At 33.6% G+C, this 23,683-nt stretch carries 15 protein-coding genes; 8 read left to right on the top strand and 7 right to left on the bottom strand.

Annotation, left to right across the window (positions count from 1 at the left end; all coding sequences use genetic code 11):
* Positions 1–9 precede the first annotated feature (9 nt).
* Positions 10–1,311 carry a flagellar filament capping protein FliD gene (gene fliD, locus GSH73_RS04365; RefSeq protein WP_014759218.1) on the bottom strand — a complete coding sequence of 434 codons (1,302 nt, stop codon included), beginning with the start codon at positions 1,309–1,311 and terminating at the stop codon, positions 10–12.
* Between the two features lie 210 nt (positions 1,312–1,521).
* Between fliD and GSH73_RS04360 the strand changes: the two genes are divergently transcribed.
* A complete protein-coding gene (locus tag GSH73_RS04360) occupies positions 1,522–2,106 on the top strand; it encodes a DedA family protein (RefSeq protein WP_014759219.1) in 585 nt (194 codons plus the stop codon).
* A gap of 197 nt (positions 2,107–2,303) precedes the next feature.
* On the opposite strand, the gene GSH73_RS04355 is transcribed toward GSH73_RS04360, so the two are convergent.
* The 3 genes from GSH73_RS04355 to GSH73_RS04345 all read right to left on the bottom strand — a co-directional run bounded on the left by GSH73_RS04355 (position 2,304) and on the right by GSH73_RS04345 (position 6,860).
* On the bottom strand, positions 2,304–4,313 hold the full coding sequence (locus GSH73_RS04355; protein ID WP_014759220.1) for a PAS domain S-box protein: 2,010 nt from the start codon (positions 4,311–4,313) through the stop codon (positions 2,304–2,306).
* A 126-nt stretch (positions 4,314–4,439) separates the two neighbouring features.
* A complete protein-coding gene (locus GSH73_RS04350; protein WP_014759221.1) occupies positions 4,440–5,021 on the bottom strand; it encodes a response regulator in 582 nt (193 codons plus the stop codon).
* 6 nt (positions 5,022–5,027) lie between these two features.
* Positions 5,028–6,860, bottom strand: a complete 1,833-nt coding sequence (locus GSH73_RS04345) for an ATP-binding protein (protein WP_014759222.1) — start codon at positions 6,858–6,860, stop codon at positions 5,028–5,030.
* A 383-nt stretch (positions 6,861–7,243) separates the two neighbouring features.
* Here GSH73_RS04345 and kdpA point away from each other — a divergent pair, with 383 nt between their 5' ends.
* The 3 genes from kdpA to kdpC are packed head-to-tail and all read left to right on the top strand — an operon-like array spanning position 7,244 to position 11,614.
* A complete protein-coding gene (gene kdpA, locus GSH73_RS04335; RefSeq protein ID WP_014759223.1) occupies positions 7,244–8,950 on the top strand; it encodes a potassium-transporting ATPase subunit KdpA in 1,707 nt (568 codons plus the stop codon).
* A gap of 17 nt (positions 8,951–8,967) precedes the next feature.
* On the top strand, positions 8,968–11,004 hold the full coding sequence (gene kdpB / locus GSH73_RS04330) for a potassium-transporting ATPase subunit KdpB (RefSeq protein ID WP_014759224.1): 2,037 nt from the start codon (positions 8,968–8,970) through the stop codon (positions 11,002–11,004).
* A gap of 31 nt (positions 11,005–11,035) precedes the next feature.
* Positions 11,036–11,614 carry a potassium-transporting ATPase subunit KdpC gene (gene kdpC / locus GSH73_RS04325; RefSeq protein WP_014759225.1) on the top strand — a complete coding sequence of 193 codons (579 nt, stop codon included), beginning with the start codon at positions 11,036–11,038 and terminating at the stop codon, positions 11,612–11,614.
* 22 nt (positions 11,615–11,636) lie between these two features.
* Here the strand turns inward: kdpC and GSH73_RS04320 are convergent, their stop codons facing one another.
* Positions 11,637–12,776 (bottom strand): universal stress protein, encoded by a 1,140-nt coding sequence (locus GSH73_RS04320; protein ID WP_014759226.1) that lies wholly within the window; start codon positions 12,774–12,776, stop codon positions 11,637–11,639.
* 58 nt (positions 12,777–12,834) lie between these two features.
* Complete coding sequence (locus tag GSH73_RS04315; protein WP_014759227.1) at positions 12,835–14,079, bottom strand: stalk domain-containing protein; 1,245 nt, start codon at positions 14,077–14,079, stop codon at positions 12,835–12,837.
* Positions 14,080–14,318: 239 nt separating this feature from the next.
* Here GSH73_RS04315 and GSH73_RS04310 point away from each other — a divergent pair, with 239 nt between their 5' ends.
* Positions 14,319–15,521, top strand: a complete 1,203-nt coding sequence (locus GSH73_RS04310; protein ID WP_014759228.1) for a mannosyltransferase family protein — start codon at positions 14,319–14,321, stop codon at positions 15,519–15,521.
* A gap of 2 nt (positions 15,522–15,523) precedes the next feature.
* On the opposite strand, the gene GSH73_RS04305 is transcribed toward GSH73_RS04310, so the two are convergent.
* Positions 15,524–17,830 (bottom strand): transglycosylase domain-containing protein, encoded by a 2,307-nt coding sequence (locus tag GSH73_RS04305; protein WP_014759229.1) that lies wholly within the window; start codon positions 17,828–17,830, stop codon positions 15,524–15,526.
* Positions 17,831–18,280: 450 nt separating this feature from the next.
* Between GSH73_RS04305 and asnB the strand changes: the two genes are divergently transcribed.
* The 3 genes from asnB (at position 18,281) to GSH73_RS04290 (ending at position 23,681) form a co-directional block, all read left to right on the top strand.
* Positions 18,281–20,212, top strand: a complete 1,932-nt coding sequence (asnB, locus tag GSH73_RS04300; RefSeq protein ID WP_051408273.1) for an asparagine synthase (glutamine-hydrolyzing) — start codon at positions 18,281–18,283, stop codon at positions 20,210–20,212.
* Positions 20,213–20,314: 102 nt separating this feature from the next.
* Positions 20,315–21,736: a PIG-L deacetylase family protein gene (locus GSH73_RS04295; protein ID WP_160175240.1), complete on the top strand. Its 1,422-nt coding sequence runs from the start codon at positions 20,315–20,317 to the stop codon at positions 21,734–21,736.
* 28 nt (positions 21,737–21,764) lie between these two features.
* Positions 21,765–23,681: an FAD-dependent oxidoreductase gene (locus tag GSH73_RS04290; protein WP_014759231.1), complete on the top strand. Its 1,917-nt coding sequence runs from the start codon at positions 21,765–21,767 to the stop codon at positions 23,679–23,681.
* Positions 23,682–23,683: the final 2 nt, after the last annotated feature.

Raw genomic sequence — 23,683 nt, 5'->3', positions numbered from 1 at the left:
AACTCATTGTTAAATTAACGAATTTATAAATTGACCAGATGGCATCAACATTGTTTGAATTAACGACGCATCAAGCATTCCAGTTGAATCATAAATTCCCATATTATTATTGACTAAAGGCATCGTTTCGTTTGCATAGTCTGTAAGAGGACTCTCAGCTATTTGTCCAGCAAATTGACCTACATTTACAGCCAATCCATCAAATCCAGCAAAAGCTGCTTGTACAGTGCTAAAATTGTTCTGTATTGCATTATTTAAAGTATTTTGGTCTATCGAAAGAGTCATGTCTGGATTTTGAGTAATTCCAATAGCTTGTAAATTTGACGCCTGATATTCATAACTTTGAGTAAGCTCCGAAACAACAAGAGGGCTTATATATTGCTGGTTTTGATTCGCATATGTTAACATCTCATTGTAGTCATTGACAAAATTATTTATGCTGTCGCTTATGGATTGCGCATCAGGTGCCACTGTTACTGTAGCATTGCTTATAGTCTTGTCAAATGTCATGGTCAAGTTGTTATTGTCAATATTAACAGTGTTTGTTTGAGATGTACCACTGACTCCATTAATAATATAATTTGCATTTGTTGCTTCTACTGTTACTGTATTTGCGCCAGTATATGAAACTGCATTGCCGTTGACATCTGTCAATGTGAATGCATTATTTGTTCCAGTATTATTTGCATTTATTTCTAACTGACTTGTACCAAGATATGGATTGTTATTTACAACAGCTGTAATCCCTATATTTGCAGAGTTAATTGCTTGAGCCATATTATCTAAAACAGTTTGATTAGTATCTCCTTGGTTGACATTAAAAGATATATTATACTGTTGACCACCTACTTGTGCTGTAAAGCTGTATGTTCCAGGTGTAAGGCTTGTAACACTATTGCTTGACAAACTTGTCCCATTGTTCTGTTGCACCATAGCAAGCTGATTTACAGTAACACTATAGGTAGTAGCAGTTGCTCCTGGTTGAGCTAATACACTTATGGAATTTGGATCACTGGATGTAGCAACCATTTGATTAAAAACATTATCAGGCGATGTAAGTTGCAACTGTGACGCCGCGTCAGCTAAATTATTTGCGTAACTATTCAGCATGACAAGAGCATTTGTAGTTTGCATTGGCAACTGTTGGTTCTGCATATCTGTGTACAATGCCTGCTGTGCGATTTGAGATATATTGTCAGTGGTAATATTTGATAATGAAGTCAATGGATTACTCGTATTAAAAAAATAACTGTAGTCGCTGTAATAAGGATACATCATATACATATAACTTGTATCAATATAGCTTGCCATATTGTCACCTCCAATCTCTCATTTTTAATCTTTTATCGGCAAAACTTTTAAAATTTTTATAGAAAGCATCAAATTTTTTATTAATTGCCGATAAGGCATTTTTAAAAGTAAAATAATATTATTATAATTTAGATAATTTTCTTATTCTGTGGTAAAATAAGATAAAATGGATATTTTGCAGATCAATAACATTCTTTATGGAGGAAAAAATTGCCTAAGAATTTTATATTTACGCTCTTAAAGCAATACGGGGATCCAATTCTTTTTTTAAGCCTTGCTGCTGAATATTTGGGAATGCCATTTGTGCCTGGAGAAACAGTAATGGCTTTCATGGGCTTTTTAGAACTAAAAAGTTCTATCTTACCAATAATCTATTCAATATTATTCGCAACAGCAGGTACTTTCACAGGGTCTATGGTAGCGTGGTTTATAGCATTCAAATACGGTGAAGGAGTTGTGCTTAAGTTCGGCATCACAAAAGAAAAAATCCATAAGACAAAAATTTCTTTTGATAAACATCGAGAGGTTTTAATTATTTTCAGCAAATTTATCCCCGGCATAAGACACATTATACCTTATTTAAGCGGCATTTACATGATCAAAGTCAAAAACTATGCTTTATTGAATTTCATTGGATCAGTTTTGTGGTGTATTACATTCATAGGCTTAGGTTTATTACTCGGTGAAAAATGGCAAATAGCTGTTGACTTAATAAAAAAATATTCCTTAGCATTGCTATTGCTAATTGTAATTTTATTTATGTTGATAAAGTTTTTTAGAAAGCTCTTGCGATAAATAAAACTGTATCAGATCGAGATTTTGCTTACCTCTTTCTTTATGTTCCACTTCATGCTGGACATCACTGCAGTTCAGCTAGTAGTTCACAATGCCAAGCCCACAGCGTCACCACCAAGTTACTGCCTATGCCAGGCACATATTAAAAAAAGAAAGCAGGTTAACCAATTAAACCAACTTTCTCTTTTGTTTTTAAATTACCCAACCCAAACGCAGTTTCGCCCATTATTTTTCGCTTCATAAAGCATATTATCTAATCTTAAGAGGACTGTATCAATATTATCATTTTCTTTAAAATCAGTCGCTCCAAAACTTGCTGTAACATTACCAACATCGTCAAATCTTGTAGTGCTGATCTTAAGTCTCATTTCTTCTGCTATATCTGAAACATTAATCAAAGAAGTCTCAGGCAAAAGGATGATAAATTCTTCTCCACCCCATCTAGCAAAGCAATCGGTTTTGCGTATTCTTTCTTTTACAATTTCAACAACTCTTTTTAGTACCATATCACCTGCTGAATGTCCAAAATAATCATTGACATTTTTAAAATGATCCAGATCAAACATGATAAGCGAAAAAGGCTTTTTATTCCTTTTTGTCATTTCTACCTCTTTTTCAAGCATATCCATAAAGAAACGCCTATTGTATATACCCGTAAGTGGATCAGTGACTGATCTCAAATAAAGCAATTCTTCAAATTTTTTGCGGTCGCTAATATCGCGTATAATTCCTATCGCATGCCATGATCCATTTATTTTAACAACAGAAAGTGAAAGCTCTATATCTATTTCATAGCCCTTCTTATGTACAGTCTTCATTTCAACTGTTTTCCCAACGATGCTTCCTTCACCGCTTTGACGAAATTTATCAATTGCCTTCTTGTAAGAACTATACAATTGTTCATCTAATATCATAAATGTATGCAACTCTTTACCTAATATTTCATCTTTTGAATAACCCAGTATTCTTTCTGCCGCCGGATTCCAAAAAGTAACCTTTCCATACCCATCAATCATTATAATAGCATCACCGGCATAAGCAGTTATAGTATTTAAAATCTCATTTTTCTCCATAAGATCATTCTCAATTTTCCTTTGTTCTGTCAAATCAGCTACAAATGCTACAAAGACTTTTTCGCCATCATACTCCATAAGCTCTATATGGATTCCCACCGGATATAGTGAACCATCTTTTCTTCTGTGCATCGTTTCAATATTTAATTGCATCTGCTTGCCATTTAAAAGGGGTTCTAGAAACTCTTTAAAACTTTGCAGCGTAAATTCTACCTTTATATCAACAGGAGTCATTTCTTTGAGTTCTTCCCCAGAATAACCTAAATTATTCCTTGCTCCACGATTTACAAAAATAAACTTTAAAGTTTCAGCATGAAATATATAAATTTCATTTAGAGAATCCTCAAAAAGCTTTCTGTAAAATTCAAGTTTTCTTTTGATTTCCCATTCTTCAGTTATATCAAATACTATTAGATGAATTAATTTCTTATCTTGATAATCTATAATTGTTGAATACGCATTTACTATTTTTTTACTTCCATCAACTTCACTTTGAATGCATACGCATGGGTTACAGCCTTTTTTAAGCATTTTCCAACAGCTTTCATATCCATCTACACTAAAAAAATCCGCAACTTCTCTAATATCCATGTTTTGTACAATATCTTTAGGATATCTGCAAAATTCGCAAGCAGTTCTATTCGCATAAACTATATGACCTGATTCAGCATCAATCAACATCATAGTTACATCATGGTTTTCAAACATGCTATGAAACATTTCTTCTCTGTTTTTGATTTCATTCCTGGCCTCATACAAATTAAAAGCCATCTCGATCTGAGAAATAATGACACTTTCATCTACACCTTTTAAAATGTAACCATACGCCGAAACAGATTTTATTTTCCCCATTATGTTTCTATCGGCATTAGCAGTCAAGAATATAATTGGAATGTCTTTATGCTGACCAATCATTTTTGCAGCGTCTATGCCATCAATCTTTCCACTAAGCTCAATATCCATCAAAATCAAATCTGGACTTTTTTCACTGCTTATTACTTTTTCAATAGCCTTTTCCCCCGAAAATACTATTTCAACCTTGTATCCATACCTTTTTAAAATATCTGCCGTTACTTGTGCGTTAAGTCTACTGTCTTCTACAATTAAAATTTCTTTTGGATAAATAGCCTTCATCATCAAGTACCCCCACCAATCTAGTCTACAAATACTCATATAGTGAAAATTTTTCTTAATGATATTATACACTATTTAACCAAAAGCACAATAATTTGACATAAGACGACCTTATAATTTTATACTTTAGCCTTCATTGAAAATTTTATATGCCTTCAAAAATTTATCAGACATCTCTTTGTCTCCTAAACCATCGTATATCTTATAGTGCAAAAGGTAAAATCTCGGATCATCTGGATTGACCTTAGACTTTTTAAGCATGTCCAATGCTTCAATGAAGTTATCATTATCAATTAAGTTTTCTATTTTGTGTATCAAATTATTTGTATCATTTTCTTTTATTTTCTCATGTTCATCAATCATTTTTTCTAATACAGATTTAACTCTTTTAACAGTAAATGGTTTTTGTATATATTCTACTGCGCCTAATTTTGTACACTCAATCGCATTTTTTATCGTGGCAAATGCCGTTATTATTATGACAGGTGTCGTTATCCCACAAGATCTTATCTTTCTTAAAACTTCGGTACCGCTTAAAATTGGCATTTTAATATCTATAAAGGCAAGCTCCACATCTCCATTTTTTAATATCTTAAGCGCCTCTTCACCATCTTTAGCTGTTATAACATTATATCCTTCTGATTCAAGGCAAGTAGTAAGAAGCATTCTAATATTCTTAGTATCATCTGCAACTAAAACTTTCTTCATAAATAATTACCCTCTTTCATCGCATATAGGAAGTGTAAATATGAAATTGCTTCCTACATCTATATCGCTTTCACACCATACTTTCCCACCATGTGCTTCTACAATCTCTTTTACGACAGCAAGGCCCAATCCTGTGCCTTTAATCTCAAATTCGTCATCATTCTGTACGTGAAAAAACTTGTCAAAAATTTTATCTTTATATTCTTTAGGTATTCCTGCACCAGTATCTTTAACAGAAATCTGCATGAAGTCGCCATTAAGCAATGCACTGATTGTAATATCATCACCTGCATCAGTGTACTTCAAAGCATTAGTTATAAGATTGTTTAAGACCCACGTTATTTTCTCTGGATCAGCATATACGCATGGCATATCTTCGTCAATTGTATTAGTAAGATTTACACCTTTTTCATTAGCTATATTATATAATGGCCTTACAGTATTTTGCACTATTCCAAATATAGAACAACACTTAAAATTGTACATCTCTTTGCCAGATTCAATCTTAGTAAGCTCTATTAGTTCATTAACCAATTCAGTAAGCTTTTCACCTTCTTCTTCGATTGCAATGAGTGTGCTTCTTTGTTTATCATTAATCATACCTATTTTTTCTTCTAAAATCATGCTTGTACCCATCATTATAGATGTCAATGGTGTTTTGAACTCATGTGAAATTATCGATATGAAATCGTCTTTTGCCTGATCCAACTCCTTAAACTCAGTAATGTTATGAAAAACTAACAGCATATCTGATATTTCAGATTTGTAATTTTTTATTGGAGTGATTGTAACATCGTAGTACTTATCACCGTATTTAACTTGTTCAACCTTGTTAATATTAAATTTCGAATCAACAATCGCATTTATTTGCTCAAAAAGTTTTTCGTCCTTAACAGAAAGAAGAAAATGCTTATCAAGTGCATTTTTCTCTTCGATTCCAAATAACTCTTCTGCCGCACCATTTAATAATATTATTTTATAATCTGAATTAAGCACTAACAAAGGGTCATTTATACTTTTTACTATAGACAATGTCTTGTTGCGTTCATCGATTATTTTGCCTAATTGACTTTCTTCATATTGCTTAAGTCTTTTTATCATGTTATTAAATTCTACTGCTAATTTACCCAATTCATCATCCGTCTTAATTGATATAACTTGGTCAAGTTCCCCTTCTTTTACTTCTCTTATAGATTTTATCAAATATTCCATTGGCTTTAAAAATCTATTGGTAAATATTAAAGATATTATGAATCCAAAAATAGCTGCTAAAAGTGTAACTAACAAAATTGTGTACATTGAATTTTTTGCATCCAACGTCGCATTAGTCTTTTTTTTGAACATAGCGTCTTCGTTTAATTTTGCAAGGGAATTTAATAGATCTTTTATATGTTCATAATTAGGCTTTATCTTCGTATTATAATAGTTCAACATGCCAACTTTATCGTTTGGTGGCATCCCTTGCAAATATGAAACGCTTGTCGTAAAATCCACATACGCATTTTTTATCTCATCAACATATTTGCCTTCATTTTTTTCTGTTATATTGTTTGCTTCTACATTGTACCAATTGTAAAACACCGAATTGTCTTGATTAAACTGCTTTATAGCGGTTTGCCTGTCTTCATATATAAATGTCAGTATGGCATTGTTTTGATTTTCTAACTCCTCATTCATCAAATTGACAGCTTTTATGCTTTTATAGTTGTCAATCATTAAACCATCTATAGTTTTACTAAGATAATACATATTAATGCCAGATATTATTCCGACTATCAATACCAGTACGACAAGCACCAAATACACAATCGATATCTTGCCTTTTAACGTCTTAAGCATTAAATACACCTACCTACATACGCTTCAATTCTTAATAGTTAAAGTATAATTTTCAGAAAATATAAAGTCAATAAAGGATTCTTACGAAAAAACGCGAAAAAATGTGATAATTATGTGTATTAGTGAGATAATTTAATATAAAGGGATTTGATAATATGGATAATTTTTTAATGAAAATTTAATGAAACTTTTGTTTTATTTTCCCCTGTATTATAATTTACTCATGCCTAAAAGCAAACTATTTTATTTTATTTTTTAAGGAGGAGTTGGCAATGAATATTGAATTTACTTTAGGTGGCATAATATCACTTGTGATACTTTTTTATCTGGTTTACATGTTATTAAAAGCTGATGAATTATGATAAGTATCAGGGAGGATTAGTATGATATATGATATTTTACAAATGCTAATATTTATATGTCTTTTAGTGATAATTACAATTCCACTTGGTTCGTATATAGCAAAGGTATTTACGAATCAGCATACATTCTTTGATTTTGTGGCAAAACCAATCGAAAAATTTGTCTACAAAATTACAGGCATAGATGAAAGCCATGAAATGAATTGGAAGGAATATGCTTTGTCGCTGGTTATATTTAATTTTTTAGGCATGATATTTCTCTTTATTTTACTCGTATCGCAGGGCAAATTGCCATTAAATCCTCAAAAACTACCTGGAATTTCATCATGGCATCTTGCTTTAAACACAGCAGTAAGCTTTGTAACAAACACAAACTGGCAAGCGTACAATGGTGAAACAACCGTAAGTTACTTGACACAAATGTTAGGATTTACGGTTCAGAACTTTTTGTCTGCTGCTACTGGTCTTTCTGTTGCAATTGCTTTAATTAGAGGCATAATGCGACATTCCACAAAAGACATAGGCAATTTTTGGGTGGACATCACAAGATCAATAATATGGATTTTTTTGCCTCTTTCATTAATTCTTTCTTTAATCCTTGCACAACAGGGCGTAATACAAAACTTTAGCAGCTATATTAGAGTACATACATTAGAAGGTCTAAAGCAAGTCATAGCAATGGGTCCTGTGGCTTCTCAGGAAGCAATTAAAATGCTGGGAACAAACGGCGGAGGCTTTTTTGGTGCAAATTCCGCACATCCTTTTGAAAACCCAACGCCACTTACAAATATGTTAGAAATGCTGGCAATACTTGCTATACCAGCTTCATTGCCATATGCATTTGGTAAAATGGTGAAAAACACAAGACAAGGATGGGCTATCTTTAGTGCCATGCTTATTTTATTTGTCATCATGTTAGGGACAACATATTATTCGGAAAAAACCGGCAATCCAATCATAAGCCATATAAATATAACTGGTCCATCTGCCATGGAAGGAAAAGAAGTCAGATTTGGAATAGCTGGTTCTTCATTATTCTCAACAGTCACGACAGCCGCTTCTTGTGGCGCCGTAAATTCTTCTTTAGACAGCATGACACCTTTAGGCGGACTAATACCAATGCTTCAAATAATGCTTGGAGAAGTCATATTTGGAGGTGTTGGCTCCGGGCTTTATTCAATGCTAATAGATGCTTTTTTAGCAGTTTTTATTGTAGGTCTTATGGTAGGGCGAACACCTGAATACATCGGCAAAAAAATAGAATCATACGAGATGAAGATGTCAATATTGGCCATCATAATACCAGCTTCCACAATACTTATAGGAAGTGCTATTGCATCGGTTACAAAAACTGGTACAAGTGTCCTGCTAAACCATGGTCCACATGGTTTAAGCGAAATATTGTACGCTTTTGCTTCGACAACAGGAAATAATGGAAGTGCTTTTGCCGGACTTAACTCTAACACACTTTTTTACAATTTAATCACCTCAATCGCAATGATTATTGGTAGGTTTGGCGTAATCATACCAGCACTGGCCATTGCAGGAAGTTTGGCAAATAAAAAGGTTGTTCCTGTCAGTGTAGGGACATTTCCTACCGACAATGCATTATTTTCAGTGCTTTTAGTAGGAATAGTGCTGATAATTGGCGCTTTGACATTTTTCCCGGCTCTTTCTTTAGGTCCAATAATTGAACAATTGCTGATGAATGCTGGAAAATTGTTCTAACCATGGAGGTATTAATTATGAGCAAAAAAGAATCTACGCGAATGAATATAAATAGTAAAGAACTCATTAAAAATGCTTTTAAAAAATTAAATCCTGCAACACTTTTCCGAAATCCTGTAATGTTTATCGTTGAAATAGGTTCAATATTGACGACTATAATAACGATCATGGACTTCATAGGCAAAAGTGCTGAAAGAAATTTTGACTTGCAAATCTCAATTTGGCTGTGGTTTACCATATTGTTTGCAAATTTTGCAGAATCTTTAGCTGAAGGCAGAGGTAAGGCTCAAGCTGATGCGCTGAGGAAGACAAGAAAAGATATAAAAGCGAAAAAATTAATAGGGAATAAAACTGAGGTAGTGTTAGGCTCTACTCTTAAAAAAGGTGACATTGTCTTGGTTGAAGCTGGCGATATAATACCAGGCGACGGAGAGGTAATTGAAGGTGTAGCATCTGTAGACGAAAGTGCAATTACTGGTGAGTCTGCACCTGTCATAAGAGAATCTGGAGGTGACAGAAGCTCTGTAACCGCTGGTACAAAAGTCCTATCAGACTGGATAAAAGTAAAAATCTCTTCAGATCCAGGCGAATCATTTCTTGATAAAATGATAAGCCTTGTAGAAGGTGCAAAAAGGCAAAAGACGCCAAATGAGATTGCATTGACGATTATGCTTATAGGGCTCACTATAATACTGCTTTTAGCCACAGTTACAATTGAGCCTTATGCGATTTATTCGGGAACAAAAATATCAATTCCAACCCTCATTGCATTGCTTGTATGTCTTATACCGACCACAATAGGAGGACTGCTAAGTGCAATTGGCATAGCAGGGATGGACAGGCTCATAAAAAAGAATATATTGGCTATGTCTGGTCGCGCCGTTGAAGCTGCAGGTGACGTAGATGTGCTTTTACTGGATAAAACAGGTACAATCACATTTGGCAATAGAATGGCTACAGAATTTATTCCTGCTCCAGGCGTGACAGAAAATGAATTGGCAATGGCTGCTCAAATGTCCTCTTTATCCGATGAAACACCAGAAGGCAGAAGCATTGTAGTTTTAGCAAAAGACAAATACGGTATAAGAGAGCACAATTTAAAAGAATTAAATGTTGAATTCATACCTTTTACAGCCAAGACTCGCATGAGCGGAATAAATATAAACAACAATAAGGAAATACGAAAAGGCGCTATAGATGCCATAGAAAATTATGTTAAAGAAAAAGGCGGCAATATGCCTGAAGAAGTTTTAAACGCAGTTAAAATGATTGCACAAAATGGCGGTACTCCTTTGGTAGTAGCAGAAAATGAAAGAGTATTAGGTGTAATACACCTAAAAGACATAGTTAAAGGCGGCATTAAAGAACGCTTCGCTGATTTACGTAGAATGGGAATAAAAACCGTAATGATAACAGGCGATAATCCAATGACAGCAAAGGCTATTGCAGATGAAGCAGGTGTGGACGAATTTGTTGCAGAGGCAAAACCCGAAACAAAGCTTAGCCTTATAAAGGAATATCAAGCAAATGGGCATTTAGTTGCAATGACAGGTGATGGCACAAACGACGCTCCTGCACTTGCTCAAGCAGACGTTGGTGTCGCTATGAATTCAGGAACACAGGCCGCTAAAGAAGCAGGAAACATGGTAGACTTGGATTCAAGCCCTACAAAATTAATAGCAGTCGTTGAGATCGGCAAACAGTTGCTTATGACACGTGGTGCATTGACTACGTTCAGCATCGCAAATGATGTAGCAAAGTATTTTGCCATAATACCTGCTATGTTTTCAGCTACATATCCTCAATTAGGCGTATTAAACATCATGCATTTAAAAACACCTGAAAGCGCAGTTTTATCGGCTATAATCTTTAATGCACTTATTATAATTGCACTTATTCCATTGGCATTAAAAGGTGTAAAATACAGACCGCTGGGTGCTGCTGCAATCTTTAAGCGAAACATGCTTATATATGGATTAGGTGGGCTTATAGTACCGTTTGTAGGTATAAAAATAATAGACATAATTATCACTTTCTTAGGATTGGTTCACTAATCAAGTGTATTATACCGAAAGGAGATTAGACATGATCAAAAATGCCATTTTAAAAAGCTTAATGCTTCTTATAGTGCTCTCTGTCTTTACAGGTTTACTATATCCACTGACTATTACAGGAATAGCACAGTTAATTTTTCCACATCAAGCAAATGGAAGTCTGATTTACAAAGATGGCCAAGTCATTGGCTCATCTTTAATAGGTCAACAATTTAGCGATCCAAAATATTTTCATGGGCGCCCATCTTCCGCCGGCGAAACCGGCTATGATGCAACGTCCTCATCAGCTTCAAACCTTGGTCCTACAAATAAGTTGCTAATTGAAAAAGCTGAAAAACTTGCGCAGCAAGTCAGAAAAGAGAATGGTCTTAAATCAAACACCGCCATCCCATCCGACCTTATTACATCATCGGCAAGCGGTCTTGACCCAGACATAAGTATCGATGCTGCCCTTATGCAAATACCAAGGATAGCCAAAGCTCGTGGTATATCTGAAGAAAAATTAAAAAATCTTGTTAATGAACATATTGCAGGGAGACAATTAGGCATATTGGGAGAACCAAGAGTAAATGTATTAGAACTAAACATCGCTCTTGATAATCTCAAATAGGAGTGCAATTTTTGCATTTTGATTAGTTATATGGGATAACATGTATTTCAATGTTTTTTGCCGAGTTTATTAGTTTCTGTACTGTAGATCCTCTTAAAAGCGTCTCCCATTTTCTTCTATTTGAATGACCCATTATTATCTGTGTAATATGTCTTTCTTTGGCGAATTTAAGCAGTTCTTCCGATACGCTTTTCCCCCTTAATACAACTACTTCAGCCCCAAGCTGCTTAGCAAGCTTAAAATGGCTTTCCAATACCTCCATATCCTTTTTAGTTGGCTTTTTAGCGAAAATATTGGTACATTCTACATACACGACTATCCATTCGCATTTAAAGCGGTGTGCTCTTCTGGCACCCCGCCTTATTAATTTTTTTACAAGCGGATTAAAACTTATGCATACCATTATCTTTTCATTTGTCTCCCAATTTTCTTGTATACCATGTTCTTTCATGTATTGCTCCAAGTCTTCATCAACTTCATCCGCAGACTGTCTGAGTGCCAGTTCTCTTAGTGCATTTAAATTTCCCTTGCGGAAAAAATTTTTTAACGCTTGATCAACTTTATCGAGATTGTATACCTCGCCTCTTTTTAATCGATTTTGAAGAGCGTCAGGCGTTACATCTATGACTTCTATTTCATCAGCATTGTTAACTATTGTATCTGGAATCGTCTCCCTCACCGTTATACCAGTAATCTGTTTTACAGTGTCATTTAAACTTTCTAAATGCTGTATATTCAAAGTCGACAAAACGTTTATCCCATTTTGCAGTATTTCCTCTACATCTTCATATCTTTTATTATGCTTGCTGCCAGGGACATTTGTATGTGCCAACTCATCTACCAAAACGACTTGCGGTTTTCTCTTTAATATAGCGTCAAGATCCATCTCGTACTGTACAGTGCCTTTGTATATGATTTCCTTCTTAGGTATTATCTCTAAATCACCTATCATCGCTTCAGTTTCTTTTCTGCCATACGTTTCTACAACCCCAATAACGACATCCTGACCTCTTTTCAATCTTCTGTTTGCCTCATCAAGCATTGCATACGTCTTTCCTACACCAGGCGCATATCCTAAAAATATCTTCAACTTGCCTCTTTGGCTTTTATTGGCTATTTCCAATGCTTCTTCTGGAGTAAGTCTTTTAAAACTATCGTTCATTGTATCACTCCTGAAAATTTCTTTATTTTTATTAAATGTCGATTTATCTTACAATTATTTACGATATAGCATAAATATAAGCTGTTTGCTCTAATGAATCATCGCTTAGTTGCCCTATAAGCCAACCAGGGCTTGTTGTCTCTGCAAAATAATATTTTGTGCCACTAAAGCTGTAATATGTAAAGTCGTAATCTCGGTAGAGCGGAAGTTCATTATCGTTGAATGCTATTCCAACTGCCATGTGCCCAACTTGTTGGTTTTGAGGCGGAGGAAATACTAATAATGCCACATTATAACCTAGATTTTTAAGCAATGAAGCCAATAATATTGATTTATCCTTACAATCACCGCCATCCACAAGAGTTTGAACAGGAAGCTCAGGCGTATCCGTTACTTTGTACGGAATAGATTCCACAAAACTTTGCACAAACTCAGCCGTGTGAAAATTATCAAATCCATTATTCTGAGCCATTTGCAGTAAAGTTTTTGCTACATCTTTTACATAGTCGTAATTTGATTCTTCTGTTACCCACGGTGTGTAATTATTATTTGCATACTCCGAACACGATAAAACTAATGTCTTAATTTCATCAGACATATATGAAAGCTGAGATGATTGCTGCTCACCATTGCTATTGTAAAAAGTATCTATTATAGCTGGTATTTTTCTATCCCAATTTAAAATATCGGTAGGAATCTGTAGTTCTAAACTGTACGTAGCATTTCTATACTGCCAACTAAATTGCTTACTTACATCATTTGAAGGATTGACATTTGTCGATGTCGCTAAAGAGGAACTGTTATTAGTCAAAGTAGAATTATTTATATTTAAACTGCTTCCCGTCTTTTCAATGTAATCAAATGTAACAGAATATGTAGATTGATTCCAGCTAATATTTATGCCAAAAGCTTTAGATATCCAATAGACAGGCACCATTACCCTATTATTCACAATCTCAGGCTTTGTGTCCATTTGAATTATATTTCCATTTACTCTTAAAATATCGCTGTTTACACTGAGCTTTACAACATTATTATCATTATTTATACTTATGACTCCATTTTCATAGACAATGTTTTGAGGTTCAACACCTATAGCATATGCTACATATCTCAATGGCAAAAACGTACGGTTATCTTTTATATAAGGTGCTACATCCATTGCATAATATTGACCATTGATGGTATATTGACTTTTGCCGATAGTAAATTCTACTTTCACATCATTTGTTGCAGCAAAAGCTGAAAACATAATACCTACACCAATCAGTACAATGCAAATAAATACAAGCAGTTTCTTCATCTCTTTCATCCCCTTTGTGCTGGATCAGTGTTAAAATATAAACAGTATTTAGTCACAATTGCTTTTACAATATTTTATCATATTTTATTGTGCAAAACTATACAGATCGCGCTATTAACGTTTTATTATTTATATATTAATAAGCAATTCATAATTCATTTACAAAATTTTAATTTTATTTTAAGAAAATTAAATTAAACTATAAATAGCAAAAACTAATCGCAATGGGGGGTATAATTATGATATATATTTATATTAATAAACTCAAAAATTTATCTTGGATAGCAGTAATATGGCTAATATCTCGTATTGTTCTTGTATTTATAGGTTGGGTAGCAAATCTACGCATACCTGGTGGTAAACCATCACAGCCGTGGCCTATGTCTAAGGCACCTTTAATTTTTACAATGTGGGATAGATATGATTCACAGTGGTATTTAGCTATCGCAAAATATGGATACAATATACCTTATAAATCTCATTATTCACCTCAAGCTTTTTTCCCACTCTATCCAGCGCTTATAAGTTTTATACATAAATTAATACATATTCCATATATTATATCAGGAATATTTATCTCTAATTTGTTTTTTATCTTTTCTTTGTTCTTTTTATACGATTTAGTAGAAAATCACTTTGATTCAAAAATAGCAAAATTAACAATTATTTTTACATTTTTATTTCCAACATCTTTTTTCTTCTCTGCCATCTACACTGAATCACTATTTTTTTTCGGAACCATTCTTGCATTTTGGGCTGCCGACAAAGAATTATGGTGGATTGCAAGTTTAGGTAGCAGTATAGCAGTTTTAACACGTAATCTCGGAATAACTTTGTTTATACCCTTGTCTTGGATAGCAATAGAGAAATACGGAAAGAAGGCTTGGAAAATTTTATTTCATTTATTTTTAATACCTTTTACCTTTTCTTTATGGGCAATATATTTATGGCATTCTACAGGCGATCCATTGCGTTTTATTCACGCTGAAAGTGGATGGGGAAGATTTTTATCACCACCATGGATGGGCATAATAACTGCCTTCAAGAACATTTTAACTCCAATACCATCAGCAAAATTTCCTTCTGGAAAATATATAAGCGCTTGGAATATTCAGTTTTCACATGTTTATAGTACTATTGATGTTACTGCAGCAATTTTAGGTATAATTCTCCCTTTAATTGGTAAAAAATACGGACAACCTTGGCCATGGATTATTTTTACATTAATTGGAGTTATAATACCTATATCAGCACCAACTTTGTACTCTATGACACCATTAGCAAGCATGACCCGTTATATTTTAGTACTTTTTCCTTTGATGATATCATTAGCACAACTATCAAAAAAGTATCCAAATTTAGGAATTGCATTATTAATTTCCTTACCTATGATTCAAGGGCTATTTTTTATTCTATTTACAACTTGGAATTGGATAGCATAAAATCAATTACTTTTATCACTTTTATTTGATGGAGGTGTCAATTTTGTACTATTTAAATCAGAAGTTATACTTTTATCTTGACTATTAATGTTATTTTTAGACAATAAAGTATTACCTTTATTATCTAAATTTATATTTGTTCCATTAGAACTTTTACTAATGTTGCTATTTAAACTACTATTTGCATTATTTATATTACCGTTCATTGTTGAATTGTTATTTGTTACATTGTTCATATTGTTCAAAATTGCACTATAATTATTTGAATTGTTAGTATTATTTTTTGTCGTGTCTTGTATTTTATTATTTTGAGATAAATTTGACGTTTTTTCATTTGCGCTTACATTTACAATTGCGTTATTAACAATTTCTGAAATATATTCTTTTGAAATTCCATTCGGCGCTTGAAAGTCAACAGGTTGTAAATTCTTGTGAATTTCATACATAACTGCTTTCCAAAGTTCAGCTGGAAATGTGCCTCCAACAACTGGTCCTATTCTGTCGTCTACAATTCTCCTGTTACTATCAAAGCCCATCCAAACACTACCTACATAATAGGGTGTAAAACCCGTAAACCATGCATTATCATAATTATCAGTTGTACCCGTTTTACCAGCAACAGGCATATTAGGTAATGCTGCATTTATACCTGTTCCATATTTCACTACTTCTTCCATCATCATCTCTAAAATATAAGCATTCTTTTTTGACATGACATATCTTTCAGAAGGAGCATTTTCAAGTATTACATTCCCATTGCTATCTTCTACTTTCGTAAATGTTATTGGTGATAAATATATGCCACCATTTGCTATTGCACCATAAGCACTTGCTTCTTGCAGTGGAGATACACCACGACTTAGTCCTCCTAATGCAAGTGCTGGTAAATACATATCATTTTGGGTTATATCTAATCCAAATTTTTTCCCATATTCTGCAGCTTTATTGAGACCAATTTTCTCAACAATTTTAACTGCTGGAATATTAATTGAATCTGCCAATGCTTTTGTCAAAGTGACAGGACCTTGAAATGTGTTCTCATAGTTATGTGGAGACCATCCATTTATGTTTATTGGCTCATCATTTACTATTGATGCTGGAGTTAATCCACTTTCCAATGCTGGCGCATATACTGTCAAAGGTTTAATCGATGATCCAGGCTGCCTAAAAGACTGTGTAGCTCTATTAAAAAGCAATTTTTGATTTTCACCATCTCTCCCCCCTACAATTCCTTTTACTTCTCCTGTCCTCCAATCAATTACAACCATAGCACCTTGTACTTTTTCTTTTATTTTGTTGTTGACAGGAAAGTACTTTGGATTTGAAAACACATTTTCCATGCTTAACTGTATATTTAAGTCCATTGTTGTAAAAATCCTTAATCCACCATTATAAATTTTATTCAACGCTTCTTGCCTAGTTAAATGATATTTTTGTTCTAATTTCGAAGTCACATCGTTTATGACTTGATCTATAAAATACTCATGACTATAACTCAATAAATTTGATTTTTTAAATGTTAATTTTTCATTTATAGCTTGTTCATATTGACTTTTAGTTATAAAGCCTAATTCTAACATCTTTTGCAGTACCAAATGCTGCCTTTGTATCGCGTATGTTTCATTTGCATATGGTGAATATCTTGCTGGATCTTCAGTTATGCCTGCGATCATAGCTGATTGAGCCAAATCAAGTTGATTTACATTTTTACCGAAATAACCTAACGCTGCAGCTTGAACGCCATACACATTTAAGTTGGGACCTCCTAAATATATCGTATTAAGATATGCCTCTAATATTTGTTGTTTGGAATACTTATGCACAAATTTCCATGCTAAAATGGCTTCTTCTATTTTTCTAGTGATAGTTTTTTTGCTTGCTATTTGCGGGAAAATAGTGTTTTTAATCAATTGCTGCGTTATTGTACTTGCTCCTTCGACAGGTTTAAAACCTGCCTTAATATCTACTATTAAAGCCCTTATGATACCCTTAGGATCTATCCCAAGATTATCTTGATAAAATCTTTGGTCTTCAATTGCGACAAATGCATTTTGCAGATCTTTCGGTATTTTACTAATTGGAACCCAAATTCTATTGTCAGTGCCATGTATTTCGCCAATATTTACCCATTTCCCTTGAGCATTTTTAGCATATAGCAATGATGAACGGTTTTTCGACGTTATATCATGCATAGATATGGTTGAGTAATTATCCATTATTCTATTAACATCGCTTAAAACAACGCCTATTCCAATGGAAAATAAAATCAAAAATATTGATATACAAACAGCAAATATCTTATGTTTCATTGTATCGTACACCTCTTTTAAAATTTCTATAGTTTTAAATTATAAAACAAAATTATTAAAATATTATTAATTAAATATTAACAATATCAAAACATAAGACATTGCTATAATTTATTCTTTCTGGTTTTTCTTTTGTGTATTAGTAGGTAAAAATACAACAAATGTAGAACCATGCCCTTCTTCTGACACTGTAGATGTAAAAGTTGATGCAGGAAATGGCAAAGTATTAAAACAAGACAAAGAAAATGATAATGAAAATAATGCAAAAGCAAATGAAGCAGAAAAATCTAATGTTAATGAAAAAGATAATGATAACTTGCAGGTTCAACAACAAGGTGAAAATCAAAACTAAATCATATTACCCAAAAAAATTAATGGTGATACTACAAAGTATCACCATTTTTAATATTATTTTAATCATAAAAGGATATAATACAAGGAGTATTAAAAATGGAGGTATCAAACATGTGTGGAATATGCGGATTTTCTGGAGATATGACAAATTATTTAGGAGAAAGCGATTTAAAAGAAATGCTAAATGTCATTGTTCATAGAGGACCTGATGATGAAGGTACTTATTTTAAAAATAATACAGCTCTTGGTATGAGAAGACTAAGCATAATAGACTTAGAGAATGGTCATCAGCCAATCCATAATGAAGAAAAAGATATTTATGTTGTGTTTAATGGTGAGATATATAATTTTCAAAGTTTAAGAACAGATCTTATCATAAAAGGGCACAAATTTTATACATCATCTGATACAGAAGTAATTGTACATCTATACGAAGAATATGGTGATGATTTTGCATTACGTCTTAATGGTATGTTTGCTATCTGCATTTGGGATGAAAAAAACAGAAAGTTGCTTCTTGCAAGAGATAGACTTGGTATAAAACCGCTTTATTATGCGTTTAAGAATAACACTATTATATTTGCATCTGAAATAAAATCACTACTAAAATGTAGTATTATAGATACAGAGTTAAATTATAACAAAATTGGAACCTTATTATCTTATAGATATATACCAGGCAATGAAACAATGTTTAAAGATATATTCGAAGTATTGCCTGGAAATATATTAATTTATCATAGTAAAAACATAAAAATAAAAAAATATTGGGATATCGAATTTAAAGATAATCCTGATATAGAAGAAGAATTTTATTATGAAAACAAATTATTAAATCTAATTGATTCATCTATTAATAAAAGAATAATAAGTGATGTACCAATAGGAATATTCTTAAGTGGAGGTTTAGACTCTACAATTATATTATCCGAGGTTTCGAAATTTTACGATAAATCTATTAAAACTTTTTCTGTTGGCTTTGAAAAGCCAAAAACAAAAACTAATATAAATGATTATTCTGAATTAGCTCTTTCAAAAAAAACCGCAAAATACTATGGTACAGAACATCATGAATATATCATTAAACCAGATGAAGTAATAGATAATTTGAAAAACATCATTTGGTACATGGACGAGCCATTAAGCGATCCAACCGCAATACCACTATACTTTTTATCAAGACTTGCTAAAAAGTACGTTAAAGTTGTTTTATCTGGTGAAGGAGCTGATGAAATATTTGCCGGATATACTGTATATAGAGAACCAAATGCTATTAAAAAGTATAATCAATTACCAAATTTATTAAAAGATTTAATAGAGTCATTGAATAATAATTTTCAAATAAATTTCGGTAAAAATTTCTTAATGCGTACAAAACTTCCTGTCTTAAAGAGATACAAAGGAGTTGGTATGACGTTTAAAGATGATGAAATATCCAATCCTTTAAGCGGAGATTTACAAGCATTATGGATAAAAGACAAAAAAAGCGATAAATATTTAAATTCATTTTACCATATGCCACAATGGAAGGATGAAATTAATCAGATGTTATATTTTGATCAAAAAGTATGGCTTCCAAAAGATGTACTTATAAAATCAGATAAGATGACAATGGCAAATTCAATAGAATTACGTGTCCCTTTTCTAGATTATAAGATAGTGGAATTTGCTTCATCATTGCCATCAAGTTTAAAATATAAAGGTAATACTGAAAAATATATTTTAAAAAAGACATTTAAAGATATTTTGCCAAGTTTTATATTAAATAGGCAGAAAAATGGATTTCCAATTCCACTAAGTTCATTATTAAATTCCGAATTGAAAAATTTTGCTAAAGATATATTGTTTTCCCAAAAATCATTATCTAGGGGTTATTTCAATGCAAAATATATTGAAAGTCTTTTTAAAGATTATGATAGCTCAAGCCATAAAGGAAGACAAATCTGGCTTCTTTTGACTTTTGAACTATGGAATCAAATATTCATCGATAACAACGACGTTTTAAATGAAAATTTTTCTGCAATATAAATGACCATTTTATCTTTTTTTAATCTTCTGTTAACAATTTATTCATAAAGTTTTGATATTATTTTCTTACAATTATGACACAAATACGAGGGGGAATTAAAGTTGAACAAGAAACTATTCAAATGGAAGTATATATTTATAACTTTTGGGCTAATCAGTGTCATTATTATAGCATCTATAATGAATTTAAAAACTACTTTTGCAAATCTCACAGAGAAAAAGCCTGTTCCAAATAACGACGATCCGGGACAAAGAATACTTGCAGTCGTACCACACCCTGATGATGAATCATTGGGAATGGCAGGTGTCATACAAAAAGCTATTGAATTGAAACGCCCCATAAAAGTGGTGATTGTAACAGATGGCGAAAGCTACAAAAAAGCTGCTCAAGTCTTTACAGGCCATATCAATCCTACACCAGCAGACTTTTATAAACTTGGACTTCAAAGGCACAGTGAAAGTTTAGCCGCAATGTCTGTATTAGGGCTTCCAAAGAATGACGTAATATTTTTAGGTTTTGCTGATGGCAGCACAAGATTTTTATGGAGCGATTTTTGGGATAATGGAAAACCCAGGATTAGCGGTGGAACAAATGTAGCATACTCTCCATATAAAGATGCGTACAAACCTGGTGTTGCATATACAGGTGAAAATTTAGAAAATGAGCTGCAAGATATCATGAAGTCATTTAAGCCTACAGATATTTACTATCCTTTAGCAGATGACGTACATCCCGATCACTGGGCTGTAAGCAACTTTACAAGGTATGCAATAACAGCACTTAATCTAAACGTAAAAGAGCACATGTTTTTAGTTCACCATCCACAATGGCCTGTACCATGGTTATTGATGCCAAATGATTCTCTTTTACCGCCAACAGACATGAAAGACAGCAACACTGTATGGCAAAGTATTCCTCTTTCAAAGCAAGAAGAAGCTAAAAAGGAAGAAGCCATTAAGCAGTATACATCGCAGATAAAAGTGATGGAGCCATTTTTATTGGCGTTTGTAAGGAAAAATGAGCTTTTCGGGACAAAGCCTGTCATTACGATTCCAGAAGTTGAAACGAAACCTAATTTATACGACAAAAACATGCCTTTCTCGCTTTTAAGCATACCAGCAGGTGGAATTCTCGATCAGGAAATCTATAAAAGCGCTGATCTTACAAAGCTTGCTTCATTCTACTACGACAACCACTTGTATATAGGTGTTCAAACACTGTCACCTATATCTAAAAATGTACGATACAACATCGAAATGAGGCTGTTTTACAATAACAGCATAAAGAGGATCGATTTAGGATTGGTAAATGACAAGCTCTATCAGTACAAAAAAGCCAATAATTCGCTTCTTAAATCTATAGCATCAAGACCAATAATAGACAAAAATATATTGTGGATAAAATTGAATATTCCACAAAAACAGGACTTGCGCTATATATTCATGGGTTCTGACTCAATATACAAAGGAAGACTAATCGATAAGATTCCTTGGAATTTGTACAAGATATCTAAGCAAGCATAGCCGGTTTTCATGAATTGAGGTGACTAATTTGCAAAAGAAATATTTAAAGACAGTGATATCGCTTTTCATCGTGTCAGTATTAATAATAACAGCAGTAGGCGGCTACTTTTACGTAGAAAAGTACAAAAAATCGTCACAGGAGACTAAAGCTAAAGTCACAGAGGAAAGCCAAAATCTTCCTGAGCCTATAAAGCTTAACCTTCCTAAAGACGGAAATCAGTACGATGTCATAGTGGTAGGAGCAGAACCGGAAGGCGTTGCTGCTGCAAGGTCTGCGGCAAAAAACGACGCTAAAGTCTTAATAATTGACAAGCACGATGGCCCTGGCGGCCTCATGACGTATGGAATGTTAAATACCATAGACATGAGTGCATCTTCTGACGGCACATTGCTTACTCAAGGCACATTTAAGGAGTTTTTTAAAGGCATAGGCTCAAAAAACTCCTTTGATGTAAAAAAGGCAAAAGAAGTATTCTTGAAGCTTTTAAACCTTCCAAACATCACTCAGTCGTACAACACTGTATTTGAAAAGCCTATAATGGATGGCAACAAGATAATAGGCATAACAGCATTAAAGGACGGAAAAGAAGTAAACTACTACGGCAAAAGGATAATCGACGCAACACAGGATGCTTCAGTCGCAGCATCTGCAGGTGTGCCGTACACAATCGGCGCAGAAGACATGGGTGTAAAAGGCAAAGTACAGGCATCAACACTTGTATTTAGATTAAAAGGCATAGACTGGAACAACCTAATAAAAATAATAAAATACGAGAAAAAGATACCAGCAACGTATATAAACGATACATCCGCAAACGGATTTCTATCAATCACAAAAAACTACAAGCCTTCAACGCCTATGCTTAGGTTAAGAGGTCTTAACCTTGGCAGGCAAGATGATGGCACAGTATTAGTAAACGCCCTTTTGATATACGGCGTAGACGGACTTAACCAATCATCAATAGAAAAAGGAATGGAACTGGCAAAGAAAGAGCTTCCGAGGATAGTGCAGTTTTTTAGAGAAAACATCCCTGGTTTTGAGAAAGTGCAGCTTGACGGCACAGCAGACGAACTGTATATAAGAGAGACGAGGCATATAAAAGGATACTACACACTTGACATAAATGACGTAGTATTCAATAGAGATTTCTACGACAGGATAGCAATAGGCTCATATCCAGTAGACATACAAGCCACATCACCGGAAGACACAGGATATGTGTACGGGAAGCCTGTAGAGTATGCAGTGCCATTTAGGTGCATAGTGCCTGAGAAAGTAGAGAACCTGCTTGTAGTAGGACGGTCAGCCTCCTACAGCCACTTAGCAGCAGGGTCAGCCAGAACGATACCGATAGGCATGGCCGAAGGAGATGCGGCAGGTGTAGCGTCAGCGTACTCCATAGCCAAAGACAAATCATTTGCTGACATCGCAAAAAGCGAAGAAGATATAAAAAACATACAGTCCATATTAGTAAGCCAAGGAGCGTACCTTAAGCCGTTTAAAGTAGAAGAAGCTGTAGAAAAAAGTTGGGCATTTGACGGGCTAAAATTTGTCCTCCATTGGGGTCTTGTAGTGCCTGGATACACAAATGATTTTAAGCTTAGTGAAAACATAAAAAGCATATCGTTTTATTATATGGCATCAAACATGATTAAAAGGTCAATACCAGATAAATCACAACTTATAGATGATAATTATCAATATCTGCAGAAATACATTGTAGACAAACCTCTTACAAAGGAAGAAGCTGCGGATATACTTTTGACGTATGCTGGATATAGAAATGAGGCTGATAAATACACCGGTAGTTTATACAATTTAGCACATGAAAAGGGACTAATATCTGATACAGCGTACGAAAAGATGAAAGATTTAAAATACGTAAAATGGGAAGATGCATACGACATGATGGCATCACTTCACAATTATCTGAGCAAACTCTGACA

Source organism: Thermoanaerobacterium aotearoense, from assembly GCF_009905255.1.
In the GTDB taxonomy this organism is placed as follows: Bacteria; Bacillota; Thermoanaerobacteria; order Thermoanaerobacterales; family Thermoanaerobacteraceae; genus Thermoanaerobacterium; species Thermoanaerobacterium aotearoense.
Note: the sequence above shows the minus strand (reverse complement) of the source record. Positions and strands in the feature narration are given on the sequence as shown.